Here is a 13,056-nt window from a genome sequence, read left to right as displayed (position 1 = left end):
CTCAATAAATTAGTACTTTAGTTTAACATTTTTAAACTTTTTTTTGTTAGAATTATGAATTGGTTTTATGATTAAGTTTAATATTTTATTAATAAATTAGTATGGCAGATAATAACACGAATAATACAAACAAAACTCATGCTATTGGTAGATTGAAGATAACATTAGTTGTTATTCTAGCAGCAGTTGTAATATATCTCTTTATAGCACTATTTAGTTTTAATATAAATGATCCAGGTTGGAGTAGTATATCTTCAGAAACTACAATCAAAAATTATGCTGGTCCTGTAGGAGCATATATTGCAAGTTTTATACTCTCGATATTTGGAGTCATTGGCTTTGTACTTCCCTTTATTCTTATTGATTTTATTAGAATATTACTAATAAGAAGCAAAGAACAAAGTCTTAGTTACTTAATGTTTACAGTTAAAACAATAGGTATTATATTTTTTATACTATCCTGTTGTGGTCTAGCGGAGCTATATTTTGGTTTTGCTAATTACTGGATGCCTCAACGCTCTGGAGGAATCTTTGGCTATGAAACAGCAAAAATGTTTATCAAATACTTTGGCTCAGTTGGAGGATCATTCGCATTATTAGTATCACTATTTATCGGCTTAACGCTTTACTCGGGCACTACATGGCTACATTTGATAAAAAAAACCTTTTCAGTATTTGGCAAATCCGTTAGCTATGTAACAAAACCTAAAGATAATGATAAAAAAGATATTACAAGCTTTAATGATTTTGATGACTTTAACAACAAGCCTAATACATCTACATTAGCTCAAGACAAAACATCAACTTCAATACCTCTTAAGGATGACAAAAAAGAAACTCCTCGAGAAGATGTTTTCAAAGAAGTTCTAAAAGATAATAAAAACAATAGTGAACTATCTTTTAAAGACTTTAATAATAAACCTAGTCAAGATGAACTGTCATTTGCAGACTCTGAGCAAAAAAAAAATAATGCCCCAATAAAAACTTTTGAAAAGACAAAACCTCAGCCTCCTAAAGTAAGCAATTTAAATAAAGATTGTTTGCCAGCTATTGATCTTCTTATCGAACCTGAAGCAAAAAAAATCGCAGTTTCTCAAGAGCAGCTTAATGAAACATCATCACTACTTGAGCAGACTCTAAATGACTTTAACATAAATGCTAAAGTTGTCGCTGCATATCCAGGCCCAGTTATTACTAGATACGAAATAGATCTAGCTAGAGGTACAAAAGTTAGTAAACTTACAAATATAGCTCAAGATTTGGCTAGAGCCCTTTCAACAACAGCTGTTAGAGTCGTTGAAGTAATTCCTGGTAAACCTTATGTTGGACTAGAACTACCAAACCCAACTAGACAAATGGTACGTATAAAAGAAGTGCTATCTGCACAAGAGTTTTTAAAATCAAGAGCTCCAACTTTAATGGGAATAGGTGTTGATATTTCAGGGAAACCTGCATTTGCTGAATTGGCTAAAATGCCACACCTTTTAGTAGCTGGTACAACCGGATCAGGTAAATCTGTTGGTGTTAACTCTATGATTATTAGTATGCTTTATAAGTGTACGCCTGATGAGTTAAAATTTATCATGATTGATCCTAAGATGCTTGAATTATCTATCTATGATGGGATTCCTCACCTTTTAACTCCTGTTGTTACAGATATGACAGAAGCTGCTAACTCTTTACGTTGGTGCGTTAAAGAGATGGAAAGACGCTACGCTCTTATGTCAGCTGCTGGTGTTAGAAATATCGCATTGTTAAATGACAAAATTGAGCAAGCTGAAAAAGCTGGTAAGCCTCTAAAAGATACAATGTTTATTAAGATGAATCCAGAGCGTGCTCATGAAGCTCCAACTCTTACAAAAATGCCTTATATCGTTGTTGTCGCAGATGAGTTTGCTGATATGATTATGGTGGTAGGTAAAAAAGTTGAAGAGCTTATTGCAAGACTTGCTCAAAAAGCTCGTGCTGCTGGAATTCATATCATACTTGCAACACAAAGACCATCGGTTGATGTTGTAACTGGACTTATAAAAGCTAATATCCCAACTAGAATGTCTTTTCAGGTATCATCAAGAATAGACTCTAGAACAATACTTGACCAACAAGGTGCTGAGCAACTACTTGGTCAAGGTGATATGCTATATCTAAAACCTGGCTTTGGTGCTCCTATGCGTATTCATGGCGCTTTTGTTGATGATAATGAAGTACATAGAGTAGTTGAATCATGGAAGGAGTATGGCCAACCAGAATATGTCCAAGATATCCTTGAGTCTACTGAGGAAGCTGAAGGTGGCTCAGCTAGTGGAGAGGGTAATAGTGAGGATCCTTTATACAATGATGCAGTTGAAATAGTTATTAAAACACAAAAAGCATCAATATCAGCTGTACAACGTAAGTTAAAAATAGGCTACAACCGTTCTGCTAGATTAATGGAAGAAATGGAAGAAAATGGTATAGTCTCGGAAATGAACCAAAATGGCATGCGTGATGTGCTGGTTAAGAGAGAATCTTAAATGAAAAAATTAATCGTACTACTAATAACAATTTTCATTAGTATAAATATCTGTTTTGCTGATGCTGCGCAAGATTTAGTAAAGAAAATTAAAAGCATCAATTCTATGACTGCTAACTTTAATCAAAGACTTATTAATAGTCAAAATGACATGAATACCCAAGGCAAGATGAGTCTTAAAAAGCCACAGTTTTTTAGATGGGTTATAACATCTCCAAATAATCAAAAAATCATCTCCAATGGTAAAAAACTATGGATCTATGATGGTGATCTTGAGCAACTTATAATAAAAAAAGTCTCAAACAATATTGCTCAATACCCTTACCTTATACTTTTATCAAAAAATACAGAAAACATTGATAAACTATTTACTGTAAAAGAAAAAGGTGGCAACAACTACATTCTTAAGCCTAAAAATGATGAAATGATAAATAGCATTGTAATTAAGTTTGATAGTGACAATAAACTGAAGTCTCTTGAAATTTCGACTTCACTAAATCAGTTTACACAGATTAAATTCTCTGATGTCAAAGATAACGTTTCTCTTGATAACTCTCTTTTTAACTTTAAAGCACCTAAAGATACTGATGTAATAGACGAAACAAAGTCTTAAAACCCTTTACTTCTTATCAACCATATATGCTCCAGCTGCACCACCAGCAGCTGCCACACCTCCAACAGCCAGCCAAAAACAGCTATTTAAAGATAAAGTTAGTGAACATAATAACAACAGTGATACAAAACTTTTTTTCATCTATAATTTTCCTAAAAAATAATACTTAGTATATCAGTAAAAACTAAATCATACAGCCTCAAAAACTTAAATAATACATCTAGCATAACACCTATCATTAAAAGTCTAATAAACCTTAGTCCAACTATTATCTGGATTTTTAGTTCCTGAAAAAACCTCTTCACCAGTTTCTGAATTTATAATTTTTATATTTTCAAAACTCCTCGTAGAAAAGGTGTTACCATCTGAAAAATTAGTAGTTACCTCATGAAGTCCTGGATCTGAAACATACGAATTCAATAACTCATTTAAAGCATCTCCTTGTGCTTTAATAACTAAGTTATCACTACCTGATGAACCATCATAATTACCTGCAGCTGCTTGATTATTCCCACCCCAGTCTATAGTCACAGCATCATCACCAGTTCCAGCATTTAAAACATTAGAGCCATAGCCAACATTAATTGTATCATTGCCAGAGCCTGATCTTATACCATTACTATAATCTGAAATATCTCCAGATAGGTTACCACTATTACCAGAGATAATATTAATGACATCATCACCATCACCCGTAGTTATATTATCAGAGTTTACAGAACCCAAGTTTATAGTATCATTTCCTTCTAAAGCTGATAGTTTTAGCCCTTCTCCACTATTGATATTAACTACATCATTACCTCCTCCAACAAGAATCTCATCATTTATACTTCGACCGATTGTTAATTTATCATTACCATAAGCTGCCAAAGGTTCCTCAGCTAACGTTTCTGAAGATGGATCTAAAACATAATAGTTACCAGAGCTTTCTAAAACCTCAACAGTATCTGAATCACTGAATGTAGCAACATCTGAATTAGTCAAAGTATCGACTTTTACAGTATCATCTCCATATGATGAGCGTATCGCAATATCATCAGCTCCCATAAGCTCTATATAATTATTTGCCTCAGATTTTCTAGAAGGATCTAGTAAAAGAGCATCTTTAAGCTCTGATGATAAAAACATTCTAATCTCGCCATCTGAAATATCTTCTGAAGCTATCAATGACTGAGTATCTCCATCTAAATCTAACAAAGGAGTTCCCTCTTCGCTATAGCGTGTTTCAACATCACTGTCCCCTACTTCATCAGTAAATAGATTTTTTACCAAATCAATAGCATTATCATATAAGTCACTACCTTCTACTAGTGGCTGTTCTTGATCACTCAACTGATCGCCCTCATCACTACTATTTTGTTGACTTCCACTTACACTTTGACCTCCAGCCCCACTAGAGTTTCCTGCACCATTTTGATTTGCTAAACTACTTACATGATTACACTGTAATGGCATATAATCACTATCAATATCTGTCTGGCATCCCCATTTAATCAAAGAACCATCTGCTACAGGAGTAAGCTCTATCTGATGATCTTTCAACTCTGAATAATTAGATTCATCAAATCTTATATCTATATCTGGTTTTGAATACCCAAAACTAACTTCACTATCATCATCTGATAAATGTGGTAAATCACTAACACTTTCTGGAAAGTCTGAATTTGAGGTATATTCCTCGGCAATTTGGTGCTTTACTGGCGATACTAAACTTAATGCCTTTGAAACTTCAGCTTTTGCAGTATTCTTACTATATATACTGGTAAAAACTGCTGCTAATACAACAATTATAGCAACAACAACCATTAACTCTAAAAGCGTTAAACCTTTATGTTTATTAAATTTACTAAGCATGTTTAAATATGGGTTTAAAAAGATCTAAAAACCCATCAGATTATATATTTTTGCTCGATTAAAACAAGTTAGATTACAGACATTTAACCTAAAAATTCGGCTTATAATTTAAACTAAAAACCTACGTAATAAAGCATTAATTTTTACTAAATCTTTAGATAGCTTTTTAGTTGATGATTAAGCAAAGTATCAATATAATGAATTCAATCTTTATTTTACGTTTATGTAACTATCTATGTATTTTGGTGTCGACTATTACCCAGAGCAATGGGACTATTCACTTATTGATGATGATCTTCAACGTATTGCGAATTCAGAACTTAATTGTATTAGAATTGCTGAGTTTGCCTGGCATCTAATGGAGCCTCAAGAAGGTCAATTTGATTTTAGCTTTTTTAAGATGATATTAGATAAAGCACATAAGCTAAATCTCAAAGTAATGCTTGGCACACCAACAGCCACAGCTCCTGCATGGTTATACAAAAAAGATCCAACGATATTTTCTGTAGATGAAAATGGTCTACAAAGATATTTTGGTGGTAGAAGACAAGCTTGTCTAAACTCACCAACATACAACAAATATGCTGAACGCATTACTCAAAAAATGGTAGAAGCATATCATCAACACCCTGCTTTATTACTTTGGCATATAGATAATGAACTAGGTCATGAAACTAGTGATATGTGCTACTGCGATCAATGCGAGTTAGAGTTTAGAAGCTATCTAAAACAACAATTTAATAATAATATCAATCTACTTAATGATGCTATAGGCTCAGTCTTTTGGTCACAAACATATAATAACTTTGATGAGATTAATATACCTCGCCCAACTATTCCAGCGCCAAACCCAGGTATGATTTTGTACTTTAATCGTTTTAGAGCCCAGACGACGACTAACTTTTTAGCAAGACAAGCCAAAGTTATCAAAGATATAGCTCCAAGCCAACAAACCTTGCATAATTTTACAGGAGATTATTTCTCTAAGGCTCAAGATCATACAGATTTAGCTGAGCAAATAGATCTTGTAGCACTAAATAACTACCCTGTTTGGGGAGGCCAGCAAGTTCCTGTAGATGCTTATAAAACCGCAATGAAGTTAGATCAAACTCGAGGTTTTAAAAGAGAGAATTACTGGATCACTGAACAACTAATAGGAGCTCAAGCTCACAATATAATGGGATTCGTACCTCGAGCAGGCCACGCTAAACTATGGTCATTCCAAGCAATGGCTAGAGGATGCGATAATCTAATTTATTTTAGATGGCGTACAGCAACAAAAGGCGCTGAGCAATTCTGCTATGGTGTGCTAGATCATGATAATAAATATAATCATCGCTATGATGAAATGCTAGATATCATTAAATTAGCCAAACAAAACCAAAAGGCGATACAGGCCCCAACACAATCAAAAGTAGCTCTTTTATATTCTATGGATAATATCTATAGCTGGCGCATCCAACAACAATCAACTGCTTTTGATATTCAGCATGAGCACGCTAGACTTTATAAACCTTTTTTTGATAATAACATTAATGTTGATGTACTAGATGTTCGCCATGATTTTAGTAAATATTCAATACTCTTACTTCCAGTATCTATGTTAATCACAGATAAAAATATTGCTAGAATAGAGGCATTTATTGAAAATGGTAGTACTGTTATAGCTACATTTAGAGCAGGACTTAAAGAATACCACAACGAAATTCGCTTTGGTGTAGAAAACCCTATTCACGAGCTTGCTGGTGTAAAAGCTGAATATTTTGAGCCTCTTCCTACAGGGACAAATTGTAAAATCAAGTATAAAAACAAAGATCTAACTGCCACTGTATGGCGCGATATGCTCACTCTTAAAAGCACTAGCGAATCATTATGTAATTATACTGATGAATTTAAAAACTATAGCGCCGCTGTAAAAAATAATCTTGGTAAAGGATCAATTTACTATATTGGCACAGGTATTGATGATAGCTCTTTCTGGAATGACTTAGTACTAGATATAACCCAAAAACATAATATTAGTACTTATAAATCTCCAAATGATGTTGAAGTTATTATAAAGGGTGATGGTGATTCTAAAATTGCTATTATTTTAAACCACAATAGTCATGAGGTTGACTATTTAGGATTAAAACTTAATCCTTATGATACGCAGATAATAAATTATTCAGAATTTTCTAACTCATATAGCAAATACTATTAAATCAAAGGTAAATCATAATGAAATATAATATTCGTCGTTGGAATCCTTTTTTGATTTCTATACCAGATATTGGCATAGGAATGTATTGGTCATTAACAGGAACTATTGGCTCATGGATAGTCTACCAACATACCAACTCTTCCTTTTTAGCTGGTCTTTTATTATCTATGGCTGCTTTCACGGGACTATTTATGCAAACACTCTCAGGAATTGCCTCAGATAAAACACCTTCACATAAATTTTTAGGTAAAAGAACTACTTGGCTATTAGTAGGACTAGTTAGTACCTGCATATTTCAAATGCTCTGGCCTTTTGCACCTAACTATATTTGTTTATTTATAATTGCCTTTTTAACTTATGCTAGTATTAATTTCTTTCAAGGTCCTTACTATACAATGGTTGTAGAGGTTGTAGATCGTGATCAAATTCCTTTTGCTACGCTACTTGCTAGAACTACTGCGCAGATAGGAACAATTATAATTGGTTTAGTTGGTGCAATTATTTGGAATATTGGAGGTGCCTTTCTTAGTTGCGTAACAGTATGTCTACTTCTAATAATACCGACATTATCTGTAATACCTTTTATAGTTAAAGAAAGACCTGAAAATCAAATGACTTCAGCTTTTAAACTAAGCTTTGATATCTTTAGTGATAAAAATATCAACCTTCTTTTTCTAGCAACATTCTGTACATTAACAGGCTTTGGTGCTTTTATGCCTTTAATGGGCGGATATATGAATCATCACCTTGGTTTTAGCAAAGACTTCACCGCGTCATTAGTTATGACTTTTGGAATCGGATCTGTAATTGTTGGACTCTTAGCAACAACTATTATAAATCTAATCAAAGTTGAGAACATCTTTAAAATTGGCTTACTAATATTTGCTATAGCCTTAATTTGTGGATCTTTTCTAACAAAAGAAAGTTTCCTATGGTACATTATCACATTTATTGTTGCTACTGGCTTTATTCTGTCTCAAGTATCTTGCTATACGCTAATTGCTAAACTAGCACCTAAAGATAGACTAGGAGAATATATGGGCTGGCTAAATATGTTTTTTTCTCTACCACAGCTAATTATTCTTATCTGTGGAGGCTTACTTATAGATAGCCACTTAGCACCGTATTTATACTGGATAGCAGGTGTTATTTTGCTAATAGGACTTATTGCTGTTACACAAATTAAGACTAACCATCAAGAAAACTAGTTTTTGGTTTTGCTTCTCTTTTATATATATTTCTATGCTTTAAAATTTCTTTTTTTTGCGATTCTGACTTTTGTGGATTGGCTTTATCAAACTCTTGTAAAAGCTTATCTGCCTCACTTACGTATGCTCTATCTTTTTTATTATCAAATAGGTGAGCTAACCTTAATATAAGTTTCATCATAGTAAAAACCTCTCTTAGATACTAATAATTTACCTTGTAGCTTAGACATAATTATACTAAACTAAACATCAAAGTCACCACTAAAGATATAGCTTTTAAGTATTCGTCAATGAGGTTAAGCCAAAACCCTAAGATAATCGGTATGTTCTTAATGTTTTTAAGCCTTACCATGCTTACACCGATTGTCGTAGACTATATCTATGATGAATCAAATATATATCCTTTTTTACTAAGCTTCGCCATAACATTTATCTGTGGTTTTTTACTCTGGTTTATTGGTCGTAATGCCAGCAAGAAAATCACTAATAAGGATGGTTTTGTTATTGTTACTCTTGTTTGGGTTTTTGTTACAGTCTTTGGCGGGATTCCTTATATGGTATTTCCTGGTTTAGATTTATCTTTTACTCATGCTGTGTTTGAATCTATTTCTGGATTTACCACAACAGGTGCAACTGTAATAACAGGCTTAGATAAACTGCCTCATAGTATTTTATACTATCGCCAGCAGACACACTTTTTTGGTGGTATGGGAATTGTTGTTTTAACTGTTGCGATCTTACCGCTACTTGGTGTTGATGGTATGCAGCTATACAAAGCTGAAGTAACAGGTCTCGGCAAAGATGAAAAAATCGCCCCAAGAATATCAACCACAGCTAAGGCAATGTGGCTAGTATATGTCTTACTAACATTTATTTGTTTTATAGCGTATTTACTAGTTGGCATGGGTCCATTTGATGCTATCTGCTATGCATTCTCAACCATCTCAACAGGTGGATTTGCTCCCACTGATGCTGGTATGACTGCCCAATCAAAGCCTGTAATCTATGTATGTATTTTCTTTTTATTTTTAGGTGCTACAAACTTTAAGGCTCACTATATAGCTTTTTCAAAATTTAGCATCAAGCACTATTTTAATAACATTGAGATTAAAGCTTATTTTTATTTTCTATTTCTCTCATCTTTAATTATAGCTATAACCTTAATCGCATACTCAAAAGATTTATCAAAGATTCCTGATATGGTAACTAACAGTATATTTATGGTTGTCTCTATAAGCTCAACTGCTGGTTTCGTTTCTGATGCTAATTATTATATCTGGCCTAGTTTTATACCTTTCTTTTTGATGTTTATAGCAATTATCGGTGGTTGTGGTGGATCTACCGCTGGTGGTGTAAAGATGATAAGAGCTATTTTATTTAAAGAAAAAGCTACCCTTGAAGCAAAGAGAGTTATTCATCCTCAAGGGAAGTTCACTGTAAAGCTTGATGGCGTACCTATATCAGAACAAGCCCTTAATAGAGTTTCTGGCTTTGTATCGGTTTATTTAATACTATTTGCTGTTTGTTGGCTAATGTTAATAGCATGTGGTTTAAGTCCAGATACTTCATTTTCAGCAATTGCAACTACCCTGTCGAATGTAGGACCAGGCTTAGGGCAAATTGGTTCAAACTTTAAAACTGTACCTGATGATGCTCTTTGGATATGTAATTTTGCAATGATTGCAGGTCGTCTTGAGATATTTACCGTACTGGTTCTTTTTATGCCAGATTTTTGGCGCAAATAGCATATACCACCTCCTAAACTATCCACTTTGTCTTGATTGAAGAAAAGAGTTTCTCGGATTGAGAATTTTTATATACTAAATGATAAACTTGTAGCTTTAAGATAATTGTAATAAACTAAACATCAAAATCATCAAAGATAAAGCTTCTAAAGCATTAATCAATGAACTTAAGCCAAAAACCTAAGATAATCGGCATATTTCTAATGTTCCTAAGTCTTACTATGCTTAGTCCTATAATTATTGATTATATCTATGAAGAAAATAATGCATATCCTTTTGTCCTAAGTTTTGCTATCACATTTTTATGTGGCTTTATACTTTGGTTTTTAGCTCGCAAATCAGATAAGAAGCTATCAAATAAAGATGGGTTCTTAATTGTGGCATTAGTTTGGGTATTTGTTTCAGTGTTTGGAGCAATACCATATATGACCTTCCCGGGTTTAGATTTATCCTTGACACATGCTGTATTTGAATCTGTATCAGGATTTACTACTACAGGTGGTACTGTGATAGAAGGATTAGACCAGTTGCCGCATAGCATATTATTCTACCGTCAACAAACCGAGTTTTTCGGCGGTATGGGGATTGTCGTTCTAACAGTTGCAATTTTGCCACTACTAGGAGTTGGTGGTATGCAACTATATAAAGCTGAGGTAACAGGTCAATGGAAAGATGATAAGATTGCACCCAAAATCTCTAGTACAGCAAAAGCATTATGGATGGTATATCTACTTCTTACATTCTTATGCTTTGTTTCTTATATTATAGTAGGTATGGGACCGTTTGATGCTATATGCTACACGTTCTCAACAGTATCAACAGGTGGATTCACCCCTAGTGATGCTAGCATGACAAATAAATCAACAGGAGTTCTTCTTGTTTGCGGTATCTTCCTATTTCTAGGAGCTACCAGCTTTAAGGCTCACTATATAGCATTATCAAAGTTTAAAATTAGTCACTACTTTAGAAATGTTGAATTTAAAGCATACTTTTATTTTTTATTTTTTACATCTTTAATAGTTAGTATTACATTAATTGCTAATGCAGATAGCCTTTCTAATACATTTCACATCATTTTAAATAGTATATTCCAAGTAATATCAATTAGCTCAAGTGCAGGGTTTGTATCTGATACAAATTACTACCTATGGCCTACGTTCTTACCAGTTTTACTTATGTTTATAGCGATAATTGGTGGTTGTGGTGGCTCTACAGCTGGTGGTCTGAAAATGATTCGCGCTATACTTTTCAAAGAAAAAGCTATGCTTGAAGCAAAAAGAGTTATCCATCCTCAAGGGATGTTTACTGTAAAGTTAGATGATGTAAATATATCCGAGCAAGCACTAAATAGAGTCTCTGGATTTATTTCTGTCTATATTATTGTTTTTGCAATTGGTTGGTTGGCTTTATTAGGTTGCGGTTTAGATATTGCAACTGCATTTTCAACTATTGCCACAACATTATCTAATGTAGGACCTGGACTAGGAGAGATAGGTTCTAATTTTAAAAACATTCCCAATGGAGCTCTATGGATATGTGATTTTGCAATGATTGCAGGACGTTTAGAAATATTTACATTATTAGTACTTTTTATACCAGAGTTCTGGAGAAAATAAATTCTTCTAAAGTGCACCAGACTCAACAAGGTATGAGAAGTTACCTATACTGTCATACTCTATGCCATTTGCATAGGCTATTATTTTATAATCAATATTCGACTGTTTACCTGTACACTCAAGTGTTAGCAGCTCATTCCTACCAGATAGATATGCTGTAAAAGATTGTGTACTGTCAAACTGATCTTGATGAGCACCTTTATCATCTTTGGTATAAGTAAACTTACAACCCTCATTATCAGCAATATATACATTGACTGTAAATTTAGTTGGCTCTTTGTTAACTACATTATATATACCACTAGGAGTAGTTGCATAATCAAAACCAAAAATCCGATATGCTGTATGCTTTGATTTTGAATATTTATGTTTTATCACAGGTAGCTCTCTAGCTTTTTTATCACTTGCACAGCCTGATAATAAACCAGCAATTAATAAAACTAAAAATCCTAGATAAAATATACTTCTCTTTTGTTTTCGCGATTTTATATAAGCCATTAGCAATAAGAAGAGTTATAGATTGTAATTAGTCAAATAATAAACTTAAAGATCAAAATAGACAATAACTTTATATAAACTTTCTGAATGAAAGTTTACTGTAAATATTATTCTTCTGAGTCAACTTCCTCTTCTGACTGTTGCTTTTTATACTCGTAGTAATCTTTCATAGTCAAGCCTTTCGCTCTAAATTCTGCTTTCTCAGCAATCTCATCTAGACGCTTTTTAGAATATTCAATATGCTCAGCAGAATAATCTTCAACAGGTTGACCTTGTAGATTGAATCTTTGTTTTAGCTCAAATACAGCTTTATGATAACGAGTATCGCCAACATAACGACGTAATACATTTCTAAGCACTAACTTATCAACTGGAGCAAAATGCTCATTCTGATAGATTATCTCAATTTCAGGGCTTATCCCTATTTTAAGAGGCTTCTTGTTAATAGGATCGAAACATTTTGGAAAACGCTTACATAACCATTTAAATAGCTTAGCCTCTTCTTTTTGCCTTTCTTTCTCAACATCAACTGTTACTACTATCTCTTGAGCATCTTCTAGTTGAGGATTTTGCAATTCATCGACTATTTTATTATTTATTCTATGCCCATATTGAGGAATACGAATAAATGAAGTATCTCTATCTTCTACCTTTTTAGCAGGTGCTTTAGGAGTACTCTTATTCTTAGAGATATTTTTATCTCTTGCTTGCTTCATTCTAGAAGTCTTTTCTTCTATCTTAGAAGAACCACCTAATAAAGATTGTAATAGCGAAAAATCGTTTAATTTATTTCTACCGTCAGACATT

At 33.4% G+C, this 13,056-nt stretch carries 11 protein-coding genes; 6 read left to right on the top strand and 5 right to left on the bottom strand.

Translation table 11 applies throughout. The features are described 5' to 3' along the window. Positions 1–101: 101 nt before the first annotated feature. Together FIP56_RS01535 and lolA are read left to right on the top strand one after the other, a co-directional pair. Positions 102–2,513 carry a DNA translocase FtsK gene (locus FIP56_RS01535; protein ID WP_192577230.1) on the top strand — a complete coding sequence of 804 codons (2,412 nt, stop codon included), beginning with the start codon at positions 102–104 and terminating at the stop codon, positions 2,511–2,513. After that, positions 2,514–3,125 (top strand): outer membrane lipoprotein chaperone LolA, encoded by a 612-nt coding sequence (gene lolA / locus FIP56_RS01530; protein WP_192577229.1) that lies wholly within the window; start codon positions 2,514–2,516, stop codon positions 3,123–3,125. A gap of 6 nt (positions 3,126–3,131) precedes the next feature. Here lolA and FIP56_RS10380 read toward each other — a convergent pair whose 3' ends face one another. Both FIP56_RS10380 and FIP56_RS01525 read right to left on the bottom strand, forming a co-directional pair. Beyond that, positions 3,132–3,266: a hypothetical protein gene (locus tag FIP56_RS10380; RefSeq protein ID WP_281062963.1), complete on the bottom strand. Its 135-nt coding sequence runs from the start codon at positions 3,264–3,266 to the stop codon at positions 3,132–3,134. A gap of 105 nt (positions 3,267–3,371) precedes the next feature. Further along, the gene (locus FIP56_RS01525; RefSeq protein WP_192578823.1) at positions 3,372–4,979 is read right to left on the bottom strand and encodes a pilin; all 1,608 of its coding nucleotides are present in this window, start codon (positions 4,977–4,979) and stop codon (positions 3,372–3,374) included. A gap of 235 nt (positions 4,980–5,214) precedes the next feature. Here FIP56_RS01525 and FIP56_RS01520 point away from each other — a divergent pair, with 235 nt between their 5' ends. Together FIP56_RS01520 and FIP56_RS01515 are read left to right on the top strand one after the other, a co-directional pair. Continuing rightward, positions 5,215–7,182: a beta-galactosidase gene (locus FIP56_RS01520; protein WP_192577228.1), complete on the top strand. Its 1,968-nt coding sequence runs from the start codon at positions 5,215–5,217 to the stop codon at positions 7,180–7,182. 17 nt (positions 7,183–7,199) lie between these two features. Further along, positions 7,200–8,390, top strand: coding sequence for an MFS transporter (locus FIP56_RS01515; protein ID WP_192577227.1), 1,191 nt, complete (start codon positions 7,200–7,202; stop codon positions 8,388–8,390). Here the strand turns inward: FIP56_RS01515 and FIP56_RS01510 are convergent. Then, positions 8,371–8,571, bottom strand: a complete 201-nt coding sequence (locus FIP56_RS01510; RefSeq protein WP_192577226.1) for a CBU_0585 family protein — start codon at positions 8,569–8,571, stop codon at positions 8,371–8,373. The genes FIP56_RS01515 and FIP56_RS01510 overlap by 20 nt on opposite strands. A 109-nt stretch (positions 8,572–8,680) precedes the next feature. Between FIP56_RS01510 and FIP56_RS01505 the strand changes: the two genes are divergently transcribed. Both FIP56_RS01505 and FIP56_RS01500 read left to right on the top strand, forming a co-directional pair. After that, positions 8,681–10,135 carry a potassium transporter TrkG gene (locus FIP56_RS01505; protein WP_192577225.1) on the top strand — a complete coding sequence of 485 codons (1,455 nt, stop codon included), beginning with the start codon at positions 8,681–8,683 and terminating at the stop codon, positions 10,133–10,135. A gap of 161 nt (positions 10,136–10,296) precedes the next feature. Then, the gene (locus FIP56_RS01500) at positions 10,297–11,751 is read left to right on the top strand and encodes a potassium transporter TrkG (protein ID WP_192577224.1); all 1,455 of its coding nucleotides are present in this window, start codon (positions 10,297–10,299) and stop codon (positions 11,749–11,751) included. A 6-nt stretch (positions 11,752–11,757) separates the two neighbouring features. Here FIP56_RS01500 and FIP56_RS01495 read toward each other — a convergent pair whose 3' ends face one another. Together FIP56_RS01495 and FIP56_RS01490 are read right to left on the bottom strand one after the other, a co-directional pair. Further along, the gene (locus FIP56_RS01495; protein WP_192577223.1) at positions 11,758–12,249 is read right to left on the bottom strand and encodes a hypothetical protein; all 492 of its coding nucleotides are present in this window, start codon (positions 12,247–12,249) and stop codon (positions 11,758–11,760) included. 107 nt (positions 12,250–12,356) lie between these two features. Next, the gene (locus FIP56_RS01490; protein ID WP_192578822.1) at positions 12,357–13,055 is read right to left on the bottom strand and encodes a ProQ/FINO family protein; all 699 of its coding nucleotides are present in this window, start codon (positions 13,053–13,055) and stop codon (positions 12,357–12,359) included. Position 13,056: the final 1 nt, after the last annotated feature.

This window comes from Francisella sp. LA112445, from assembly GCF_012224145.1.
Taxonomy (GTDB): Bacteria; Pseudomonadota; Gammaproteobacteria; order Francisellales; family Francisellaceae; genus Francisella.
Note: the sequence above shows the minus strand (reverse complement) of the source record. Positions and strands in the feature narration are given on the sequence as shown.